Origin of the sequence: Streptomyces regalis (genome assembly GCF_001509475.1) — a bacterium.
GTDB lineage: Bacteria > Actinomycetota > Actinomycetes > Streptomycetales > Streptomycetaceae > Streptomyces > Streptomyces regalis.
In genome coordinates this window covers 1-20,012 of the sequence record NZ_LLZG01000417.1, presented here as the reverse complement: position 1 = coordinate 20,012, position 20,012 = coordinate 1, and the positions used below count along the sequence as shown (strand labels likewise).

Sequence of the window (20,012 nt, the reverse complement as noted above, 5' to 3'; positions counted from 1 at the left end):
CCGCTTCGGCCCTGAAGGGGCCTCGTCCTCAAACGCCGGACGGGCTGAAAAACCAGCCCCTCCGGCGTTTGAGGAGCGGGGGTCCAGGGGGCGGAGCCCCCTGGGGGATGGGACGGGTAGGGGCGGCGGGGGCGAGGAACTGCCCTCAGAAACCCAGCTTGCGCAGCTGCCGCGGATCCCGCTGCCAGTCCTTCGCCACCTTCACATGGAGGTCCAGGAACACCGGCGTCCCGAGCAACGCCTCGATCTGCTTGCGGGACTTGATGCCGACCTCCTTCAGGCGCTTGCCCTTGGGGCCGATGATGATGCCCTTCTGGCTGGGGCGCTCGATGTAGACGAAGGCGTGGATGTCGAGGAGGGGCTTGTCGGCGGGGCGGTCCTCGCGGGGGAGCATCTCCTCGACGACGACGGCGATGGAGTGCGGGAGCTCGTCGCGGACGCCCTCCAGGGCGGCCTCGCGGATGAGCTCGGCGATCATGACCTGCTCCGGCTCGTCGGTGAGGTCACCCTCGGGGTAGAGGGCGGGCCCCTCCGGCAGCAGCGGGACGATCAGGTCGGCCAGCAGGTCCACCTGCTTGTCGCCGACCGCCGAGACGGGGACGATCTCGGCCCACTCGAATCCGAGCTCCTTGCCGAGCTGGTCGATCGCGATGAGCTGCTCGGCGAGCGTCTTGCTGTCGACGAGGTCGGTCTTCGTGACGATCGCGATCTTCGGCGTCTTCTTGATGGACGCCAGTTCCTTCGCGATGAAGCGGTCACCGGGACCGAGCTTCTCGTTCGCCGGGAGGCAGAAACCGATCACGTCGACCTCGGCCCACGTGGTCCGCACGACGTCATTGAGCCGCTGGCCGAGCAGCGTGCGCGGCTTGTGCAGCCCGGGGGTGTCCACCAGGATCAGCTGGGCGTCGGGCCGGTGCACGATGCCCCGCACCGTGTGCCGCGTCGTCTGCGGCTGGTTGGCGGTGATCGCCACCTTCTGCCCGACCAGAGCGTTCGTGAGGGTGGACTTGCCCGCGTTGGGGCGGCCCACGAAGCAGGCGAAGCCGGCGCGGTGGATGGCCTCGGGCGACTGCTCGGATGACTGGGTTCGAACGCTCATGGGGCCCATTCTCCCTGATCCACAAGCGCCCGCCGCACCACGGCCACCCCACGCATCGCCCCGTGAGATTTCGGAAACCCCGGCGCAATGAAACCTCACCGAAACACACCCGTACGCGTCCGGAAACGCATGCCGGTGAATCTCTGACGAGCCCCCACCTCGATGGAGACGACCGTGACCCTCGCCGCCGCGCAGGCAGACACCGGCGACACCGCCTGGCTGCTCGCCGCCACCGCCCTCGTGCTGCTGATGACCCCGGGCCTGGCCCTCTTCTACGGCGGCATGGTCCGCACGAAGAGCGTCCTCAACATGCTGATGATGAGCTTCGTGTCGATCGCGCTCGTCACCGTCGTGTGGCTGGCCTGCGGCTACTCCCTCGCCTTCGGCGACGACGCGTTCGGCGGTCTCATCGGCGGTCTCGACCTCGCCGGCATGTCCGGTCTGGGGCCGGACAGTGTCCAGGGGACGGTCCCGACCCTCCTCTTCGCCACCTTCCAACTCACCTTCGCGATCATTACCGCCGCGCTCATCAGCGGTGCCGTCGCCGACCGCGCGAAGTTCGGGGCGTGGCTGGTGTTCGTGCCCGTGTGGGCGCTGGTCGTATACGTTCCCGTCGCCCACTGGACCTGGGGCCCGGGCGGCTGGATCCTCGACCGCCTCGGCGCCCTCGACTTCGCCGGCGGTCTCCCCGTCGAGATCACCTCCGGCGCCTCGGGCCTGGCGTTGTGCCTGGTCCTCGGCCCGCGGCTCGGGTTCAAGAAGGATGCCATGCGCCCGCACAACCTGCCGATGGTCATGCTGGGTGCGGGGCTGCTCTGGTTCGGTTGGTTCGGCTTCAACGCCGGTTCGGCCCTCGGCGCCAACGGCCTCGCCGCAGCCGCCTTCCTCAACACCCTCGCCGCGGGCTGCACCGGCCTGCTCGGCTGGCTCTTCGTCGAGCAGAAGCGCGACGGCCACCCGACGACGCTGGGCGCGGCCTCCGGCGTGGTCGCCGGCCTCGTCGCCATCACGCCCTCCTGCGGCTCGGTCTCCCTGCTCGGCGCGCTCGTCGTCGGCCTCGCGGCCGGCGTCGTCTGCTCCTACGCCGTCGGCTGGAAGTTCAAGCTCAACTACGACGACTCCCTGGACGTCGTCGGCGTCCACTTCGTCGGCGGCATCATCGGCACCCTGCTGATCGGCGTCTTCGCGACGGCCTCGATGACCGGCGGGGCCGAGGGTCTCCTCTACGGCGGCGGGCTCGCGCAGCTCGGCAAGCAGGCGGTGGCCGTCGTCGCCGTGGCCGCGTACGCGTTCGCCGTCACGTACGGCATCGGCAAGGTCATCGACAAGGCCATGGGCTTTCGCGCGAGCGAGGAACAGGAGCACACCGGCCTGGACCTTACGGTGCACGCCGAGACCGCTTACGATCACGGGGTCCTGGGGCACGGCGCCCCGGTCACCGCGTCCATCGCCGCCCCCGTCCCCGCCGCCGCGCAGAAGGTCAAGAAGCAGGTATGAAGCTCATCACCGCGATCGTCAAGCCGTACCGGCTCGACGAGGTCAAGACCGCCCTCCAGGAGATCGGTGTGCACGGTCTGACCGTGACCGAGGCGAGCGGCTACGGCCGTCAGCGCGGCCACACCGAGGTGTACCGCGGCGCCGAGTACCAGGTCGACCTGGTACCGAAGGTCCGGATCGAGGTCGTCGTGGACGACGCAGCGGCCGACGACGTCATCGACGCCATCGTGAAGGCCGCCCAGACCGGCAAGATCGGCGACGGCAAGGTCTGGGCGCTGCCGGTCGAGACGGTCGTACGCGTACGGACGGGCGAGCGCGGCCCCGACGCGCTGTAGCCGACGCCGTCGGCCGGGCACCGGGACCGCGCCCGTCGGAGCATCAGTCGAACACGAACGGGCCCGGCGACTGCGGCCCGGTCGCCGTGCAGGTGATGGTGATGCCGAGGACGGTCATCTGCAGCGAGCCGCCGAAGGCCTCCAGGCTGTCGCCGGAGGCCACGGTGCCGCTGAGCGGGCCGACCTGGACGGGGTCACCGGCGGCCATCGCCGGGTTCTCCGTGCCGGTGAAGCTGGTGGTGCCGCCGCTCGCCTTCACCAGGGTGAGCGTCGAGGAGATCGAGTCCTCCCCGAGCGCTATCGGCGCGGTGATCGCGGAGGAGTTGACGGTGATGGTGGCGGTGGTGCCGTCCTGCGTCGCCGTGAGCGTGGCCTCGCCGCCGCCGAAGCTGCCGCAGTCGGCGGTGATCGTGGCGCTGCCGGGGGCGACGGCGAGGGCGGCGGGTGCGAAGGCCAGGCCGGTGACCGCGAGGGCTCCGGTCACCAGCGCCGCACCTGCTCCAATGCGCTTGCGTCTCATGGGGATCCGCTCCCTTTCGAGGTGGGGGAATTCCTGCTGTGGGGGGTGGGGGAATTGCTCGGCAGGTGGATGCGGACACACTGCGTGCACAGCTGAAGAAGCTGAATCTGACGGTCCGTCGGAACCGCCGTTTCCATTGATGCGCGTGGGGCGGGGGTCGGCAAGGGTGATTTCCGGCCTCAACTACCCACGAGTCAACTACCGGCCCCCTCAAGCCCCTTCACCTGCAACGTCGCCTCGGTCAGCGTCGCCAACCGCGCCCCCAGCACCCGCGCCCACGCCCGGTAGCCCTCCGCCGACGGGTGGAAGCGGTCCGGGGCCAGCCAGTCGCCCGCGTGCTCCGGCGGGCCTCCGGAAGGGAGGTGGAAGACGGCGACTCCCCTCGTGGCCGCCGTCTTCAGCTGATGGTCGAGCACGCGGACGTACCAGGACAGCGGGATCCGGACCCGGCGCGGCAGTGCCGTCAGCCGGTCGACCGACGGCAGCCCCGCGAACGCCATCGGCACGTCCTCGCCGAGGCGCAGCCGGACGTCACGGATCAGGCGTTCCGCGTCCCGGCGGACGGTGCGTGGCCGGCGCAGGCGCAGGGCGTCGTTCGTGCCGGCCACCACCACGACCACGTCGGGACGCCAGTGAGTCGTCGGGTCCGTCAGGCCGGGCAGCAGGCCCTGGCGCACCACCGCGAGCGTCGCCCCCGCCTTCGCCGCCACCCTCCAGGACACCGCCCTGCCGGTCATGGCCGTAACCGCCTCCGCGAGCCGGCCGGCCATCGCCTCCCGGTGCTCGGCGGCCCCCACGCCCGCCGCCACCGAGTCCCCGATCACGGCCATCCGCAGCGCCGGTTCCTTGCCGTCGGTCGTGCCGGTGTCGGCCCCCGCCGCCTCGGGCAGCCGTATCAGCCGCCCCCGCATGCCTTTCGCGAACACGTCGAACCCCCGTCCGTCGTCGCCATAACGGCGTCATAACAGCGTTATGCCCATAACAGCGTTATCCTCGCCCCGTGTCAACCGCGAACACCCCGAATCCCCCGAACACCCGCCGCCTCCTCCTCGACGAAGCCGCCCGCGTCCTCGCCGAGGAGGGCCCCGCTGCCCTCAGCGCCCGCCGCCTCGTGAAGGCCGTCGGGGCCTCCACCATGGCCGTGTACACCCACTTCGGGTCGATGCCGGGGCTGGTGCGCGAGGTGATGCGCGAGGGGATCGGCCGTTTCGAGGACCGGGTGGGAGTCGTGGGGGAGGGTGACGATCCCGTGCGCGAGCTCGTCGAACTCTGCCGCGTCTACCAGGAGTTCGCCCGCGCCGAGCCCGAGGTGTACGCCGTGATGTTCGGCGGCTCGGCCATGGCCGGGTTCGAACTCACCGAGGACGACCGGCAGATGGGCGTACGGCTCCTGCGCTATCCGCGCAACGCCATCCGGCGCTGCGCCGCGGCCGGGCGGTTCCGCTCGGACGCCGACGCCGATCTCCTCGTACGGCAGCTGTTCGCCCAGATGCACGGGCTCGCCCAACTCGCCCACGCCGGCTACATCATCGGCGTCTACGGCCCGGACGACGTCCTCGCCGGGACACTGAGGGACTTCGCGGTGGCGGCTGGCGACGATCCGGAGCGGGCGGCGGCCTCGGTCCGGTCAGGCCTTGCTGGGTGACATGTCCTGCAGGCCCACCACGCGCAGGAGTTGAAGGCGCTCGTAGGCCTCCGTGCCCGGCCGGGCGGTGTGGACGACCAGGAGGTGGTGGTGCTCGTGGCTGACCATGACCTCGCAGTCCAGTTCCAGGAGACCGACCACCGGGTGCACGAAGCGTTTCGTCGCCCGGTTGCGCTGGGACACCTCGTGCTCGTCCCACAGGTGCGCGAACTCCTCGCTGGACGCCCGGAGTTCGGCGACCAGCGCGGCCGGCTCCGGGTCGTCGGGGCGGGCCGCGGCCACCGCGCGCAAGGTGGCGACGTGGGCGCGCGCGTGGCCCGCGAGGTCCTCCTCGGGGAAGAGCGTGCGCGCGGCCGGGTCCAGGAAGAAGAGGCGGGTCAGATTGCGCTCGCGGCGCGGGCGGGACATCACGTCGCCGACCAGTGCCCTGGCCATCGCGTTCTGGGCCAGCACCTCGCCGCAGTCGTTCACCACCTGCGCCGGGGTGTCGTGCAGCCGGTCCAGGATCAGCAGCAGCCCGGGGCGGACATGCCCCGACGCCGTCTCGCGCCGCGGCGGCTCCTCGCCGGCCAGATGGAACAGGTGGTCCTGCTCGACGTCGCTCAGGCGCAGCGCGCGGGCCAGTGCCGTCAGCATCTGGCGGGACGGGCGCGGGCCCCGGGACTGTTCGAGGCGGGTGTAGTAGTCCACCGACATCCCCGCCAGCTGCGCCACCTCCTCGCGGCGCAGGCCGGGCGTGCGACGCCGGGCGCCCGGCGTCAGGCCCACGTCCGACGGGGTCAGCCGGGCACGGCCACGGCGCAGGAAGTCGGCGAGTTCGGCTCGGTTCACCTCTCCAGGCTCCTCTACGCCGCCCGGCTTATCCAGGGACTGCCGATCCCCTGATCAACGGGTCTCTCCCGGCCGGCGCGACACCGGCCGAGGCTGGTGGCACCAGACCGAGAGGAACAGATCATGTTGACACTGGTGACAGGCACGACGGGGCAGGTCGGCCGACGCTTCGTCCCGAGGCTGCTGGCCCAGCGGCGGCCGGGGGAGGAGGTACGGGTTCTCGTGCGTGACGCCTCCCGCGGCGAACCCTTCGCCGAGCTCGGCGCCCAGGTCGTCGTAGGAGATCTGCGGGACACCGAGGCGCTCGGCAAGGCGGTCGCCGGGGCCGACGCGGTCGTGAACGTCGCGGCGTCCTTCCGCGGGGTGCCGGACGAGGAGGCGTGGGCGGTCAACCGGGACGCGGCCGTGGAGCTGGGCCGTGCCGCACAGGCGGCCGGTGTGCAGAGGTTCGTGCAGGTCAGCACGGGGCTGGTGTACGGCGTCGGGCGGGGGCGCCCGTTGACGGAGGACGACGAGAGCCGGCCCGGCGGGGCGATGTGGGGTGCGTACCCCGAGTCCAAGGCCGAGGCCGAGCGGGAGCTGCTCGCGCTGGATGGTCTGGACGTGCGTGTTGGCCGACTTCCCTTCGTGTACGGCGAGGGGGATCCGCACCTTGCCCAGTCCCTGATGTGGGCCGGGAACTGGGCGGCGACCCAGCGGTTGCATATGGGGCATCACGTGGATGTCGCTCAGGGGTTGCTGCGGATTCTGAATGCGCCGGGCGTCGCGGGGCGGGTCTACAACATCGCCGACGATGCGCCCGTGACGGCGGTCGAACTGCATCAGCTCAACGGGGTGGAGATTCCGGAGGAGCTGTACAGCCGGACCGACCCCGATCCGTGGGTCGCGATTACCTCCACGGAGCGGATTCGGCGGGACCTGGGTTATCGGCCGGTGTATCCGTCGGTCTACGCGGCGAGGGATGCTGGAGCGCTCTGAGGGGGTGCCACGGTGGGTGGTTGGGCGTCTGCGGGTCCGTTGTGGCTTGTCGCGCCCACGCGGCGGAGCCGCATATCGACACAGCCCCGCGCCCCTAAGGGCGTCTAGTCGACGCCTCTGATACGTCCAACCAGCACCGCCCCCGCCAGCCCCACTACCGCCGCCACCAGATACAGCACCCGGTATCCACCGAGGTGAGTGACGATCGGGGCGGCCAGGGCCGGGGCCGCCACCTGGGGCAGGGCGTTGGCCACGTTGATGACGCCGAGGTCCTTGCCGCGGTCCCCCGCCTTCGGCAGTACGTCCGTCATCAGTGCGAAGTCGACCGACATGAACACCCCCAGGGCCACGCCCAGCAACGCCGCCACGACGATCGCGCCCGGCCAGGTCTGCCAGGCGGCCAGCAGGGCGGTGGCCGCCGCCATCAGGACCCCGGACCACATCACGAACGGCTTGCGGCGCCCCACGCGGTCCGACCAGATGCCACCCACCACGACCGTGGCCAGCAGCGCCACGCTGTCCACCGCGGTGAGGATCAGCACGCCCTGCTCGGGGTCGTTGTGGTGGAGGCGGTCGCGCAGGTAGTAGAGCAGGTAGAGGATCACCAGCGCGTTGCTGAGGTTGATCAGGAAGCGGGTCAGCCAGGCCCAGGCGAAGTCGGGGTAGCGGCGCGGGCTCAGCCAGAAGCCGCGGGCGAACGAACGCCAGGACCACGCCGGCCGGTCCGCGACCTCCAGTCGGAGATCCCCGTACCGCAGGACGTACGGCAGCACCCCCGCCACCGCGAACACCGCGCACGCCGCGTACCCCGCCGCGATCCCGCCCGCCGCCGTCGCCAGCCCCGTCCCGGCGACGGCCCCGAGGATCTGCGCCGCCCCCAACCAGCCCCCGACCACGCCCCGTTGAAGCCGCGGCACGCGGTCCGGCACCGCGGCCGTCACCGCCGCGAAGGCCGCGTTCAGGGTCAGCTGGACCAGGCACCAGCCGACCGCCATGGTCCACAGCCCGCCCGCCCCGGCGAGCAGCAGCAGCGACAGCGCGCCGCCCGCCGCACCGGCCACGATCCACGGGGTACGGCGGCCCCAGCGGGCCGTGGTGCGGTCCGACAGCGCGCCGAAGAACGGGTTCGCGGCCAGGGACACCGCCGCGCCCACGCCCGTCACCCACGCCAGCAGCGTCTCCTTCGACATCCCCGTGCCGGGTGCGAAGTCCTCCGCCTGCCGGGCCAGCAGGATCTGCAGCGGGCCGTACCAGCCCACCCAGATCGCCACGTTGGCCAGCGACAGCGCCGCCGTCCAGCCCTTGCCGACCCGCTGTGTCGGCTCGGCGAGGGCCTCGGCCGTCATCTCTGCGCCCGGAGCATGTCCCGCAGCCAGCCGTAGGACCTCTTCGGGGTCCTGACGAGCGTCTCGTAGTCCATGTGCACCAGACCGAACCGGCGTGCGTACCCTTCCGCCCACTCGAAGTTGTCCAGCAGGGACCAGACGAAGTAGCCGCGTACGTCCACGCCCGCCTCCACCGCCCGGTGCAGCGCGCGGATGTGGCCGTCCAGGTAGGCGATCCGCTCCTGGTCGTCGATGCCCTCGTACGAGCAGCCGTTCTCGGTGATGACGATCGGCGGGAGCCGGTCGCCGTAGCGGTCGCGGAAGGTGGTGAGCAGTTCCGTCAGGCCCTCCGGCACGACCGGCCAGCCGAAGTCCGTCACCGGTACGCCCTCGATCTGCTGGACCGAGAAGGGGAGTTCGGCCGGCATCGTCACCCCGCCGAACTCGATCTCGGCGCCCTGCGGGGCGCCCACACGGGTCGGGGCGTAGTAGTTGACGCCGTAGAAGTCGAGGGGTTCCGCGATGACCTTCAGGTCCGCCTCGACGTCCCCGGGCATCAACTCGCCGATGCCCTCCGGGTATTGGCCGAGGAGGAGGGGGTCGGCGAACAGTCGGTTGAGGAGCAGGTCGTAGAAGTCCGCCGCCTCCAGGTCCGGCTGTTCCTTCGACGCCGGCCAGGTCGGGCCGTGCGAGTTGGCGATGCCGATGTCCGTCGCGCCGGCCGCGCGCAGGGCCCGTACGGCGAGACCGTGCGCCAGCAGCTGGTGATGGGCGACCGGGAGGGCGTCGAAGAGGAGTTGGCGACCCGGGGCGTGCGTGCCCAGGGCGTGGCCCAGCAACGTGTGCTCAGCGGGCTCGTTGAGGGTGATCCATTTGCCGACCCGGTCGCCAAGGCGCTCGGCGACCACCGACACGTACTCGGCGAAACGGGCCGCCGTGTCCCGCTCCAGCCAGTCCAGCGTGACCGGCAGGTCCCAGTGGAAGAGGGTGGGCACCGGGCGTACGTCCGCCGCGCACAGCTCGTCCACCAGACGGTCGTAGAAGTCGAGGCCCTTCGGCGCGTTCACCCGCGGCCAGGAGATCGAGAAGCGGTACGCGCCCACGCCCAGGCCGGCGAGCAGCGCCACGTCCTCGGCGTAGCGGTGGTAGTGGTCGCAGGCCACCGCGGCCGTGGAGCCGTCCTTCACCCTTCCCGGCTCGGCCGTGAAGGCGTCCCACACGGATGGTTCGCGCTTGTCCGCCGCTCCCTCGATCTGGTGGGCCGAGGTCGAGACGCCCCACAGGAAGCCGGCCGGGAACTGGGGTATCGGGTCAGTCGCCATGCGCCGGATCATCCGTACCGTCGGTAACGGAAGTCAACGCCCTGGCGTGAAGTGCCAGTTACGCCCCTTCCTTCAGCACCCGTGAGATCAGCTTGCGCTGCTCGTCCGTGAGCCGGGGATCGGAGCAGTACACCGTCTTGCCGTCCACGGTGATCTGGTAGCTGAAGCCGTCCGGAACCCCGATGGGGGGCGTGCCCCGGCCGGACGCGACCGCGCGCTCGGCCAGGGCCTGCCACTCCTGGGCGTCGGGCCGCCCCGAGGTGTCCACCTCGGCGTGCCGCTCGATACCCGCGAATCCGCCCGTGCGCCGTACCTGAATACGCATGGGTTCCTGTCTAGTACGGACTTACAGGATCCGCACCCCGACCTGCTCCCATGCCTTCGATACGGCCTGAAGCTCCTCGCCGCCGTCCCCGAAGCGCTCTCGCGCGGCCTTGACGGTCAGCCCCGCGAAGTCGGTGAACAGGGCGCGGTCGCCGAGCTCGCCGCCGGTCAGGACGTCGTACCAGATCTGTCCCGCCTTCTCCCAGGCGTGGCCGCCGAGCGCGGTGGCGGCCAGGTAGAAGGCGTGGTTGGGGATGCCGGAGTTGATGTGGACGCCGCCGTTGTCGCGGCCGGTGCGGACGTAGTCGTCCATGGTCGCGGGCTGCGGGTCCTTGCCGAGGACGTCGTCGTCGTACGCGCTGCCCGGTTCCTTCATGGAGCGCAGGGCCTTGCCGGAGACACTGGGCGCGAGGAGCCCGGCCCCGATCAGCCAGTCGGCCTCGGCGGCGGTCTGGCCGAGCGTGTACTGCTTGATGAGGGCGCCGAAGACGTCCGACATCGACTCGTTCAGGGCGCCCGGCTGGCCGTAGTAGGTCAGGTTCGCCGTGTACTGGGTGACGCCGTGGGTGAGCTCGTGGCCGATGACGTCGATCGGGATGGTGAAGTCGAGGAAGATCTCGCCGTCACCGTCGCCGAACACCATCTGCTCGCCGTTCCAGAAGGCGTTGTTGTAGTTCTCGTCGTAGTGGACGGTGGCGTCCAGGGGCAGGCCGTCGCCGTCGATGGAGTGGCGGGTGTAGGCCTTGAGGAACAGCTCGAAGGTGGCGCCGAGGCCGGCGTAGGCGCGGTTGACCGTGGCGTCCTGGCCCGGGTCGGCGCCCTCGCCGCGGACCATGGTGCCGGGCAGATTCGTCTTGTGCTCGGCGTCGTAGATGGTGCGCAGCGGCTGGTCCGACGGTGCCTTCGCCGTCGGGGCGGCCGCGAGGGCGAACTCGGCCGTGACGCGGCGCCTGCCGCGCAGCTCGCTGTCGCGCATCAGGGTCCGCTGGGCGGGACCGGAGAGTGCGGGGTCGTCGTTCCGGGCCAGTTTGTCGAGGACATGTGGCGGGACGACGGTGCAGAAGACGGGCTCGAAGCCCCCGTGGGTCGTCATGCCGGGAACCCTTGCACTGAGTCATGGGCGTGTCACTACCCGCAACCATGATTGGTGAAATATGCGGACAGGGAGCCGCACGCTCCGTGACGAAGTGGTATGGCGCACTTTTTGTCCCATTCGTCCTGCGGGTCCCGCATACTGATACGACGCCCCGCACGGGGAGCGGCTCGGCTAGCATGCTGCGCATCATGCGTTTCGGGCTGCTTCTTCTTAGCTGCCGCGGCGAGGGCCTGTAGTCCAGGTCGACTCCCTCCCCGCGGAGCTTCGCGTTGCGTCGTCGGCCGTCCTTCCGGACATCCTGAGGAGCCCCGCAAACATGGCGAACCGCCAGCAGCCCAGTTCCATGCCGATCCACAAGTACGGCCAGTACGAGCAGGTCGAGATCCCCGACCGCACCTGGCCGGGCAACCGGATCACCGTCGCCCCCCGCTGGCTCTCCACCGACCTGCGCGACGGCAACCAGGCCCTGATCGACCCGATGTCGCCCGAGCGCAAGCGCCGGATGTTCGATCAGCTGGTCAAGATGGGCTACAAGGAGATCGAGGTCGGCTTCCCGGCGTCGGGACAGACGGACTTCGACTTCGTACGCTCGATCATCGAAGAGCCGGGCGCGATCCCCGACGACGTCACCATCTCCGTACTGACCCAGGCCCGCGAGGACCTGATCGAGCGCACGGTGGAGTCCCTGAAGGGCGCCAAGCGCGCCACGGTCCACCTGTACAACGCCACGGCCCCCGTCTTCCGCCGGGTCGTCTTCCGCGGCTCCAAGGACGACATCAAGCAGATCGCCGTCGACGGTACGCGGCTGGTCATGGAGTACGCCGAGAAGCTGCTGGGCCCGGAGACCGAGTTCGGCTACCAGTACAGCCCGGAGATCTTCACCGACACCGAGCTGGACTTCGCCCTGGAGGTCTGTGAGGCGGTCATGGACGTCTACCAGCCGGGTCCGGGCCGCGAGATCATCCTCAACCTGCCTGCCACGGTGGAGCGTTCGACGCCCTCCACGCACGCGGACCGCTTCGAGTGGATGAGCCGCAACCTGTCGCGCCGCGAGTACGTCTGCGTCTCCGTCCACCCGCACAACGACCGCGGTACGGCCGTCGCCGCCGCCGAGCTGGCGCTGATGGCCGGCGCCGACCGCGTCGAGGGCTGTCTGTTCGGGCAGGGCGAGCGCACCGGCAACGTCGACCTGGTCACCCTGGGCATGAACCTGTTCTCGCAGGGCGTCGACCCGCAGATCGACTTCTCCGACATCGACGAGATCCGTCGTACGTGGGAGTACTGCAACCAGATGGAGGTCCACCCGCGCCACCCGTACGTGGGCGACCTGGTCTACACGTCCTTCTCCGGCTCCCACCAGGACGCCATCAAGAAGGGCTTCGACGCCATGGAGGCCGACGCGGCGGCCAAGGGCGTCACGGTCGATGACATCGAGTGGGCCGTGCCTTATCTGCCGATCGACCCGAAGGATGTCGGGCGGTCGTACGAGGCGGTCATCCGCGTCAACTCGCAGTCCGGCAAGGGCGGTATCGCGTACGTCCTGAAGAACGACCACAAGCTGGACCTGCCGCGCCGGATGCAGATCGAGTTCTCCAAGCTCATCCAGGCCAAGACGGACGCCGAGGGCGGCGAGGTCACCGGCGGCGACATCTGGGCGGTCTTCCAGGACGAGTACCTGCCGAACCCGGAGAACCCGTGGGGTCGGATCCAGGTCAAGAACAACCAGTCGACCACCGACACCGACGGCGTGGACACGCTGAAGGTGGAGGCCACGGTGGATGGTCAGGACACTGTCCTGACCGGCTCCGGCAACGGTCCGATCTCGGCCTTCTTCGACGCGCTGCAGTCCATCGGGATCGACGTACGGCTGCTGGACTACCAGGAGCACACGATGAGCGAGGGTGCGTCGGCGCAGGCCGCGTCGTACATCGAGTGTGCGATCGACGGCAAGGTTCTGTGGGGGATCGGGATCGACGCCAACACGACGCGTGCGTCGCTGAAGGCGGTCGTCTCCGCCGTCAACCGGGCCGCTCGTTGACGGTTCGCTCTCGCCGTAGGTCCACTGGAGAGTGGGCGCGTGCGGGTTCGTCGTGGCTTGTCGCGCCCACGCGGCGGAGCCGCATATGTCACAGCCCCGCGCCCCTTTAGGGACGTTGCCGGACCCAGTGTTTCAGAGGCCCCGCCTGCCATTTTTGGTGGGCGGGGCCCGTCTGTTTCCGGCCATTGACCTGTGCAGGTCACGGAAAGGTCTCGTCCAGGGTGCTGACTCCGCGTCCGTGATGTGGCTAACATCACGCAAGCGCGGCGATGTTGCCGCGGCGTTACGGAGGTGCGACGTGCTGCCAGGACGGGGACAAGACGGCCGTGCCGCCAGGCTTGCGCGCATCCTGGGCACCCGCACCGCGTGGTCGGCCGTCGGTGACGGCGAGTTCTTCTGCCCCGGCTGCGGTGGCGACCGCAACTACCAGCGGCTGACCGGGCATCGCCGCTTCGTCTTCCTCGGCGTGCCCGTCCTGCCGCGCGGCGAGACCGGCCCCGTCGTGGAGTGCGCGGCCTGCCGCCGCCACTTCGGCACCGACGTCCTGGACCATCCGACCACCACCCGCTTCTCCGCGATGCTCCGCGACGCCGTCCACACCGTCGCCCTCGCGGTACTGGCCGCGGGCGGTACCTGCGCCCGTCCGTCCCTGGAGGCCGCGGCGGCCACGGTGCGCGCGGCCGGCTTCGACGACTGCACGGAGGAACAGCTGGGCGCCCTCGTCGAGGCGCTGGCGGCAGACACCGGGCGGGTCTTCTCCGAGCCCTGCGGGGCCGGGCTGGCCATAGAGCTCCACGAGGCGCTGGACCCGCTGGCCCCGCACCTCGCACCGGCCGGGCGGGAATCGATCCTCCTCCAGGGGGCGCGTATCGCCCTGGCCGACGGTCCCTACACACCCGCCGAGCGGGACGTCCTCGCGACGGTCGGCGCCGCCCTCACCATCTGCGGCGAGGACGTGACCCGGCTGCTGGCGGCAGCGGCACGCACACCCTCGTAGGCCCGGACGGTCAGCGGTACGCCACGGACGCGTCCGTCCGGGCGCCTTGCTCCTCGTCGTACTGCGCGCCGCTCACGGCGACGATCAGGACGGCTATGCCGACGAGCACCTGCAGACCGGCGCTGACGACGGCACGGAGCCAGTACAGCGGCGCGGCGCTCAGCAGCACGAGGCCGCCGGCGATGCCCACGTAGAGCCAGTTCAGCGTGAGGGTGACGTCGGAGTTGTCCGCGCCCGGATCGAACGGCTCCCAGTCGCCGCTGACGTCGATGCCGAGCAGGAAGGCCGCCACGACCGCGACGACGTCCAGGACGAGCAGCCCGACGGCCAGGGCCATGTCCCCGGCGGCGGGCAGCGACCGGCGTCCGGTGCGCGGGGCCGGCACGTTGGCACCGCGGAACTGCGGGAGGCCGGAGCGCTGTCGAGTGGCGGGGTCGATCACGGTCGCCAGCTTCCCCCCAAAGCCGGGCCGGGGCCTGAGTACGGATACTCACTCGGGCGTTCCGCAGTACTCCCGGGGGAGTAATCCCGCCATTGCGCCGCCCCCGGCGGTACCTCCGAAGTCGCCCTCTCGCCCGACGATCCGGGCCCGCCGCGCCGGGAGTCTGGAAGCGACCCAGACACCCGATCCGGAGGGGGGCCCGTCTCATGAGGGCCGTAAGGACAAGTGCGCGGCGACGGCGGGCCGTGCCCTGGCTCGTGCTCGGGCTGTGGATCGCGGTGCTCGCGATCGCGTCGCCGTTCGCGTCGCAGCTGGCGGACGTCCAGCGCGACCGGGCCGTCGACTATCTGCCGGTGAACGCCGACTCCACTCAAGTGGCCGAGATCCAGGACCGGTTGCCCGGGGGCGAGGCCACCGAGATGGTCGTCGTCTACCACCGCGACGGTGGACTGACCGCGGCCGACAAGGCGACCGCCGCCGAGCAGATCGACCGGATCGCGGGCGCGCACACGCTCACCGGCACCCCGCAGGGCGTCCCGTCCAAGGACGGCACCACGGTGATGTACCCGGTCGCCAGCACCGAACCCGGCCAGGACGAGGACGCCCGCGACGCGCTCGTGGGCGACGTACGGGACGTGGCGAAGGGCGGTGACGGACTGAGCGTCGAGGTCGGCGGCGAGGCGGCGCTGCTCACCGACTCCCGCGAGGTCTACCAGTCCCTCGACGGCCCGCTGCTCTACACCACCGTCGCGGTCGTCGCGCTCCTGCTGATCATCATCTACCGCAGCCCCTTCCTGTGGCTGGTGCCGCTCGCCGTCGCGGGCGTCGCCAACTATCTGTCGATGGCCGTCGCCTACGGCCTGAACCGGTGGTTCGACACCCCGGTCTCCGGTGCGGGCTCCGGAATCATGACGATCCTCGTCTTCGGCGCCGGCACCGACTACGCGCTGCTGCTCGTCTCCCGGTACCGCGAGGAGCTGCGCCGCATCGAGCGGCCCTACGACGCCATGGTCGCGGCGCTGCGTGGCTGCGGGCCGGCCGTGCTCGCCTCCTCCGGCACCGTCGCCGCGGGCCTGCTCTGCCTGCTCGCCGCCGACCTCAACTCCACCCGCGGGATGGGCCCGCTCGGCACCGTCGGCGTGCTGTGCGCGCTGGCCGCCATGCTGATCCTGCTGCCCGCGATCCTCGTCCTGCTCGGCCGGCGCGTGTTCTGGCCGCTGGTGCCCCGCTACGGCAGCACGCCCAAGGCCCGCCGGTCCCTGTTCACCGCGATGGGAAGCTCCGCCGGGCGCCGGCCGCTGGCGGTGCTCGCGGGCGGCCTCGTACTGCTGGGCGCGCTGGCCCTCGGCACCCTGAACCTGCCCGGCAGCCTCAAGCAGCAGGACTCCTTCACCAGCAAGCCCGACTCGGTCGCCGCCATGGAGACCCTCGCCGCGGCCTTCCCCGAGCGCGGCACCCGGCCCCTCACGGTCGTCACGCCCACCGGCCGTGCCGACGCCACCCTGACCGAGGTGCGGCAGACCCGGGGCGTCGACAGCGCCGAGCGCGGCCGCAGCGGGGACGGCTGGACCGAGCTCGCCGTCATCGCCGACTCCCCGCCCCAGTCCGCGGGCGAGACCGCCACCATCGAGTCCCTGCGCGACCGGCTCGACGGCTCCTATGTCGGCGGGACCAGTGCCGAACAGCTCGATCTGAAGGACACCAGTGGCCGCGACCGCATGGTCGTCGTACCGATCGTGCTGCTGTCCGTGCTGCTGATCCTGGTCGCCCTGCTCAGGTCGCTCGTCGCGCCGCTGCTGCTGGTCGCCGCCGTGGTCGCGGTGTGGGGTGCGGCGCTCGGCATCGGCGGGCTCGTCTTCGGGCCGGTGTTCGGCTTCGAGGGCACCGATCCCGGTCTCGGCCTGCTGTCCTTCGTGTTCCTGGTGGCCCTCGGCGTCGACTACGGCATCTTCCTGATGCACCGCATGCGCGAGGAGTGCCTGAACGGCGCCGAACCCGTCGCCGCCGCGCTCACCGCGCTGCGGACCACGGGCGGGGTCATCGCCTCCGCCGGACTCGTCCTCGCGGCGACCTTCGCGGTGCTCACCAACATGCCGCTGGTGCAGCTCGTCGAACTCGGATTCGTCATCGCGGTCGGGGTGCTGCTGGACACCTTCCTGGTCCGCACCTACCTGGTCACCAGCGCGAGCGTGGCGCTGGGGCGGCGGGTGTGGTGGCCGGGCCGACTCTCCCGGGCGCCCGAACCGCCCGTTCCGCCGAAGGAACCGGAGCGCGTGGCCGTATCCGCCCACTGACCCGACCGGCGCCCCTCTCTCCCCGAGGGGCGCCCCGCTCACGGAAGATGAGCTCGTGCAGGAAACCACGACAGCGGCGCGTCCCCGCCTCGGCGAGCGGATCATGGCGGCGATCAACCGCGACCCCCGCACCGCCCCGCACGGCACCCGCAACGACGCCCTGCTCGCCGGGGCGCTCGCGGTCTTCGCCGTGCTCTCCGCGCTGCTCACCGACGACGGCCGCCGCCCCGACGCCCTCGGCTGGACGCTGCTGCTGGGCTGTTTCGTCCCGTTGGTGTGGCGGCGGCGCCATCCGCTGCTCGTGCTCGCCGCGGTGGTCGCGGCGACCGTGCCGTACCACGGTCTCGACAACAACCACATCGCGCCGGTCCCGGCCGGCTACGTTGCGCTCTACACGGTCGCCGTCACCCAGCGCCCGCTGCGCACGATCCTGACCGGTGCCACCGTGCTCGGTCTCTCCATGAGCGTGATGCTCACCGTCAACACCCACCAGGCCTTCGAGCTCCTGCGCGTCTCGGGCTGGATCATCGCCGTGCTCTTCATCGGCATCGACGTGCGCTACTACCGGCAGTACGTCGCCGCCATCGTCGAACGCGCCGTACGCGCCGAACGCACCCGCGAGGAAGAGGCCCGCCGAAGGGTCGCCGAGGAACGCCTGCGCATCGCCCGCGACCTGCACGATCTGCTGGCCCACAGCATCACCCTGATCGGCGTGCAGACGTCGGTGGCCGCACATGTCCTTGCGGCCGACCCGGAGCGGCTGGACCGCGAGACGATCGCCAAGTCCCTCGACGACATCGCCGAGACCTGCCGCACGGCGCGCGGTGAGCTGCGTACGACGCTGGAGGTACTGCGCGAACAGGGCGCCGCGGGCGAGACACGCGGCCCGCTGCCCGGCCTCGACGGGCTGCCCGACCTGGTGGAGGCCGCCCGGCTGGCGGGAGCCCGGGTCGAGTCGGAGGTACGGGTGCGTCAGGCGCCGCCCGCCGTGGGGGCCGCCGCGTACCGGATCGTGCAGGAGGCGCTGACGAACGCCGTGCGGCACGCGGGGCCGGAACCGACGGTCCGCGTGGAGCTGTACGAGGGGCAGGGCGCCCTGCGCGTGTCGGTGACCGACGACGGCACGGGGCCCGGCCCCGGCGGGACCTCCGGCTTCGGGCTCGTCGGCATGCGGGAGCGGGCGCGCAGCGTGGGTGGCACACTCGGCGCCGGACCGCGTGCGGGGGGCGGGTTCGAGGTCAGTGCCGTACTCCCGATCGGAACCGGCCGGGAGGAGAACCGATGATCCGCGTACTGCTCGCCGACGACCAGACCCTCGTACGCGAGGCGTTCGCCATGCTGGTCGAGTCGGCCCCGGACATGGAGGTCGTCGGTCAGGCGGCCACCGGCCGGGAGGCCGCGGAACTGGCCCGGAGCTCACGCGCCGACCTCGTCGTGATGGACATCCGCATGCCCGACCTCGACGGCATTGAGGCGACCCGCCTCATCGCGGCCGACGAGGACCTGGCCGGGGTGCGGGTCCTGGTCCTGACCACCTACGACACCGACGAGAACATCGTGGACGCGTTGCGCGCCGGCGCCTCCGGATTCCTCGTCAAGGACACTCGCCCGGCCGAACTCCTCGACGCCATCCGTACGGTGGCGGCAGGGGAGGCGTTGCTGTCGCCTGGCCCTACGGCACGGCTGATCGAGCGGTTCCTGCGCAGCCCCTGCGCACCCACGACGGGCGGGCCCGAATGCCTGTCCGAACGTGAACGCGAAGTGCTGACTTTGGTCGCACGCGGCCTCAACAACACGGAAGTCGCCGAGGCGTTGGGACTGAGCCCACTGACGGCGAAAACGCACGTGAGCCGCATCATGGGCAAGCTGGGGGCGCGGGACAGGGCGCAGTTGGTCATCGTGGCGTATGAGTCAGGGATGGTGACACCGGGGAACCTGTGACGGACAGGTCAATGTCTGACCCTCCGTCAAAGGAGCTCGATGACCATCCTGAGCCGCACAGTCCTGGCCACCGCAGTACTCCTGACCACACCGCTCACCACCGCCGGGACCGCCTCGGCGGGCACCGCCTGCACCTCGTCCGTCCCGTACGTCTCGGGCGAGGACGGCTACGACACCTACCGCATCCCGGCGACGATCACGACCTCGCGAGGCACGGTGCTGGCCTTCGCCGAAGGCCGGCACAACAGTGCGGGGGACACCGGTGACATCGATGTCGTCCTCAGACGCTCGCACGACGGCGGCTGCACCTGGGGGCCGGTGACGGTGGTCGCCGCCGGGGAAGGGGACACGCGGGGCAACCCGGCCCCCGTGGTGGATCCGCTCACCGGCGCGGTCGTGCTGGTCACCTCCTACAACGGCGGGGATGTGACGGAGGCGCAGATAATGCGGGGGGAGGCGTCGCCGGCGGAGAGCCGCCGGGTGTTCGTCCAGCGGAGCCTGGACGACGGCCGCCACTTCAGCTCGCCGCGGGACATCACGGGTGCGGTGAAGCCGCCGAACTGGCGGTGGTACGCGACGGGCCCGGGCCACGCGATCGCGCTCCGGCGGGGCCCGTACGCGGGGCGGCTGGTGGTCCCGTCGAACCACTCGGTGGCCCCCGCGGCCGGGTCCGCCGACACCGGGCAGGAGCCGAAGTACTACGGCGCCCACGCCATCTACAGCGACGACGGCGGGCGTACGTGGCAGCTGGGCTTCGTGGACGATTCGTACGACGGTGTCAGCAACGCCAACGAGTCCACGGCCGCCGAACTCGCCGACGGCAGGGTGTACTTCAACTCCCGCGATCAGCTCGGCACGAGCGCGGGGAACCGGCTCGACAGTCACTCGAGTGACGGCGGCGAGACCCTGGACCACCCGTACACCGTCCAGCCGACGCTGAACGACGTCCCGGTGGTGGAGGGCAGCGTCCTCCAACTCCCCGGCTCCGGAGCCCCGTTGCTCTTCTCGGGTCCGTCCGTCCCGACCGCCCGTCAGTCGATGGCCGTGTGGCGTAGTGGGGACGGGGGAGCGACCTTCACGAAGGCGCTGACGCTGTCTCAGCAGCGGGCGGCGTACTCCGACCTTGTGCCGCTCGGGCGGCGGACGGTCGGGATCCTGTACGAGACGGGGGAGTCGGGGCCGTACGAGACGATCGAGTTCCGCCGGCTGCCGGTGGCGGACCTGACGTAGTTTCTCGCCCCCGCCGCCCCTACCCGTCCCGTCCCTGGGGGCTGCCGCCCCCAGACCCCCGCTTCGGCCCTGAACGGGCCTCGTCCTCAAACGCCGGA

General features: G+C 71.1%; 19 protein-coding genes. 10 read left to right on the top strand and 9 right to left on the bottom strand.

Going from position 1 to position 20,012, the window contains the following annotated elements:
• Positions 1-145: 145 nt before the first annotated feature.
• Entirely contained in the window at positions 146-1,108 is a 963-nt protein-coding gene (gene era / locus ADL12_RS47610) for a GTPase Era (RefSeq protein ID WP_208614772.1), read from the bottom strand.
• A 153-nt stretch (positions 1,109-1,261) separates the two neighbouring features.
• On the opposite strand from era, the gene ADL12_RS47605 reads away from it, so the two are divergent.
• Together ADL12_RS47605 and ADL12_RS47600 are read left to right on the top strand one after the other, a co-directional pair.
• The gene (locus tag ADL12_RS47605) at positions 1,262-2,596 is read left to right on the top strand and encodes an ammonium transporter (protein ID WP_208614771.1); all 1,335 of its coding nucleotides are present in this window, start codon (positions 1,262-1,264) and stop codon (positions 2,594-2,596) included.
• The gene (locus ADL12_RS47600) at positions 2,593-2,931 is read left to right on the top strand and encodes a P-II family nitrogen regulator (protein ID WP_062715372.1); all 339 of its coding nucleotides are present in this window, start codon (positions 2,593-2,595) and stop codon (positions 2,929-2,931) included. The genes ADL12_RS47605 and ADL12_RS47600 overlap by 4 nt, the downstream gene beginning before the upstream one ends.
• Before the next feature lie 43 nt (positions 2,932-2,974).
• On the opposite strand, the gene ADL12_RS47595 is transcribed toward ADL12_RS47600, so the two are convergent.
• Positions 2,975-3,451, bottom strand: coding sequence for a hypothetical protein (locus ADL12_RS47595; protein ID WP_062715371.1), 477 nt, complete (start codon positions 3,449-3,451; stop codon positions 2,975-2,977).
• A gap of 194 nt (positions 3,452-3,645) precedes the next feature.
• Complete coding sequence (locus ADL12_RS47590) at positions 3,646-4,377, bottom strand: SGNH/GDSL hydrolase family protein (RefSeq protein WP_062715370.1); 732 nt, start codon at positions 4,375-4,377, stop codon at positions 3,646-3,648.
• 74 nt (positions 4,378-4,451) lie between these two features.
• Between ADL12_RS47590 and ADL12_RS47585 the strand changes: the two genes are divergently transcribed.
• Positions 4,452-5,096, top strand: a complete 645-nt coding sequence (locus tag ADL12_RS47585; protein WP_062715368.1) for a TetR/AcrR family transcriptional regulator — start codon at positions 4,452-4,454, stop codon at positions 5,094-5,096.
• Here the strand turns inward: ADL12_RS47585 and ADL12_RS47580 are convergent.
• Positions 5,079-5,927, bottom strand: coding sequence for a helix-turn-helix transcriptional regulator (locus tag ADL12_RS47580; RefSeq protein WP_062715366.1), 849 nt, complete (start codon positions 5,925-5,927; stop codon positions 5,079-5,081). The genes ADL12_RS47585 and ADL12_RS47580 overlap by 18 nt on opposite strands.
• 123 nt (positions 5,928-6,050) lie before the next feature.
• Here ADL12_RS47580 and ADL12_RS47575 point away from each other — a divergent pair, with 123 nt between their 5' ends.
• Complete coding sequence (locus tag ADL12_RS47575; RefSeq protein ID WP_062715364.1) at positions 6,051-6,905, top strand: NAD-dependent epimerase/dehydratase family protein; 855 nt, start codon at positions 6,051-6,053, stop codon at positions 6,903-6,905.
• Between the two features lie 104 nt (positions 6,906-7,009).
• On the opposite strand, the gene ADL12_RS47570 is transcribed toward ADL12_RS47575, so the two are convergent.
• Genes ADL12_RS47570 through ADL12_RS47555 form a run of 4 tightly spaced genes read right to left on the bottom strand, consistent with a single transcriptional unit; the run spans position 7,010 to position 10,969 of the window.
• Positions 7,010-8,251 carry an MFS transporter gene (locus ADL12_RS47570; protein WP_062715362.1) on the bottom strand — a complete coding sequence of 414 codons (1,242 nt, stop codon included), beginning with the start codon at positions 8,249-8,251 and terminating at the stop codon, positions 7,010-7,012.
• Complete coding sequence (locus ADL12_RS47565; RefSeq protein WP_425265225.1) at positions 8,248-9,564, bottom strand: GH1 family beta-glucosidase; 1,317 nt, start codon at positions 9,562-9,564, stop codon at positions 8,248-8,250. Before ADL12_RS47565 ends, ADL12_RS47570 begins: the two co-directional genes overlap by 4 nt.
• 46 nt (positions 9,565-9,610) lie before the next feature.
• Positions 9,611-9,877: a protealysin inhibitor emfourin gene (locus ADL12_RS47560; protein ID WP_062715356.1), complete on the bottom strand. Its 267-nt coding sequence runs from the start codon at positions 9,875-9,877 to the stop codon at positions 9,611-9,613.
• Between the two features lie 21 nt (positions 9,878-9,898).
• The gene (locus tag ADL12_RS47555) at positions 9,899-10,969 is read right to left on the bottom strand and encodes a M4 family metallopeptidase (RefSeq protein ID WP_062715355.1); all 1,071 of its coding nucleotides are present in this window, start codon (positions 10,967-10,969) and stop codon (positions 9,899-9,901) included.
• Positions 10,970-11,288: 319 nt separating this feature from the next.
• On the opposite strand from ADL12_RS47555, the gene leuA reads away from it, so the two are divergent.
• Complete coding sequence (gene leuA / locus ADL12_RS47550; RefSeq protein ID WP_062715354.1) at positions 11,289-13,010, top strand: 2-isopropylmalate synthase; 1,722 nt, start codon at positions 11,289-11,291, stop codon at positions 13,008-13,010.
• Positions 13,011-13,308: 298 nt separating this feature from the next.
• The gene (locus ADL12_RS47545) at positions 13,309-14,007 is read left to right on the top strand and encodes a TerB family tellurite resistance protein (RefSeq protein WP_062715353.1); all 699 of its coding nucleotides are present in this window, start codon (positions 13,309-13,311) and stop codon (positions 14,005-14,007) included.
• Positions 14,008-14,017: 10 nt separating this feature from the next.
• Here the strand turns inward: ADL12_RS47545 and ADL12_RS47540 are convergent, their stop codons facing one another.
• Positions 14,018-14,449: a DUF6234 family protein gene (locus ADL12_RS47540; protein ID WP_062715352.1), complete on the bottom strand. Its 432-nt coding sequence runs from the start codon at positions 14,447-14,449 to the stop codon at positions 14,018-14,020.
• 206 nt (positions 14,450-14,655) lie between these two features.
• Here ADL12_RS47540 and ADL12_RS47535 point away from each other — a divergent pair, with 206 nt between their 5' ends.
• Genes ADL12_RS47535 through ADL12_RS47520 form a run of 4 tightly spaced genes read left to right on the top strand, consistent with a single transcriptional unit; the run spans position 14,656 to position 19,914 of the window.
• Complete coding sequence (locus tag ADL12_RS47535; protein WP_107120225.1) at positions 14,656-16,743, top strand: MMPL family transporter; 2,088 nt, start codon at positions 14,656-14,658, stop codon at positions 16,741-16,743.
• Between the two features lie 55 nt (positions 16,744-16,798).
• Positions 16,799-18,028 carry a sensor histidine kinase gene (locus ADL12_RS47530; protein ID WP_079052680.1) on the top strand — a complete coding sequence of 410 codons (1,230 nt, stop codon included), beginning with the start codon at positions 16,799-16,801 and terminating at the stop codon, positions 18,026-18,028.
• Entirely contained in the window at positions 18,025-18,684 is a 660-nt protein-coding gene (locus tag ADL12_RS47525; RefSeq protein WP_062715349.1) for a response regulator, read from the top strand. The genes ADL12_RS47530 and ADL12_RS47525 overlap by 4 nt, the downstream gene beginning before the upstream one ends.
• 39 nt (positions 18,685-18,723) lie before the next feature.
• Complete coding sequence (locus ADL12_RS47520) at positions 18,724-19,914, top strand: sialidase family protein (RefSeq protein ID WP_062715347.1); 1,191 nt, start codon at positions 18,724-18,726, stop codon at positions 19,912-19,914.
• The last annotated feature ends 98 nt before the right edge of the window (positions 19,915-20,012 follow it).

Excerpts from the sequence above, each read along its gene's own strand:
- ADL12_RS47575 (WP_062715364.1), top strand. The coding sequence starts at position 6,051 with ATGTTGACACTGGTGACAGGCACGACGGGGCAGGTCGGCCGACGCTTC.
- ADL12_RS47570 (WP_062715362.1), bottom strand. The coding sequence starts at position 8,251 with ATGACGGCCGAGGCCCTCGCCGAGCCGACACAGCGGGTCGGCAAGGGC.
- ADL12_RS47605 (WP_208614771.1), top strand. The coding sequence starts at position 1,262 with ATGGAGACGACCGTGACCCTCGCCGCCGCGCAGGCAGACACCGGCGAC.
- ADL12_RS47525 (WP_062715349.1), top strand. The coding sequence starts at position 18,025 with ATGATCCGCGTACTGCTCGCCGACGACCAGACCCTCGTACGCGAGGCG.
- ADL12_RS47595 (WP_062715371.1), bottom strand. The coding sequence starts at position 3,451 with ATGAGACGCAAGCGCATTGGAGCAGGTGCGGCGCTGGTGACCGGAGCC.
- ADL12_RS47600 (WP_062715372.1), top strand. The coding sequence starts at position 2,593 with ATGAAGCTCATCACCGCGATCGTCAAGCCGTACCGGCTCGACGAGGTC.
- ADL12_RS47555 (WP_062715355.1), bottom strand. The coding sequence starts at position 10,969 with ATGACGACCCACGGGGGCTTCGAGCCCGTCTTCTGCACCGTCGTCCCG.
- era (WP_208614772.1), bottom strand. The coding sequence starts at position 1,108 with ATGGGCCCCATGAGCGTTCGAACCCAGTCATCCGAGCAGTCGCCCGAG.
- ADL12_RS47520 (WP_062715347.1), top strand. The coding sequence starts at position 18,724 with ATGACCATCCTGAGCCGCACAGTCCTGGCCACCGCAGTACTCCTGACC.
- ADL12_RS47565 (WP_425265225.1), bottom strand. The coding sequence starts at position 9,564 with ATGATCCGGCGCATGGCGACTGACCCGATACCCCAGTTCCCGGCCGGC.
- ADL12_RS47535 (WP_107120225.1), top strand. The coding sequence starts at position 14,656 with ATGAGGGCCGTAAGGACAAGTGCGCGGCGACGGCGGGCCGTGCCCTGG.
- ADL12_RS47560 (WP_062715356.1), bottom strand. The coding sequence starts at position 9,877 with ATGCGTATTCAGGTACGGCGCACGGGCGGATTCGCGGGTATCGAGCGG.
- leuA (WP_062715354.1), top strand. The coding sequence starts at position 11,289 with ATGGCGAACCGCCAGCAGCCCAGTTCCATGCCGATCCACAAGTACGGC.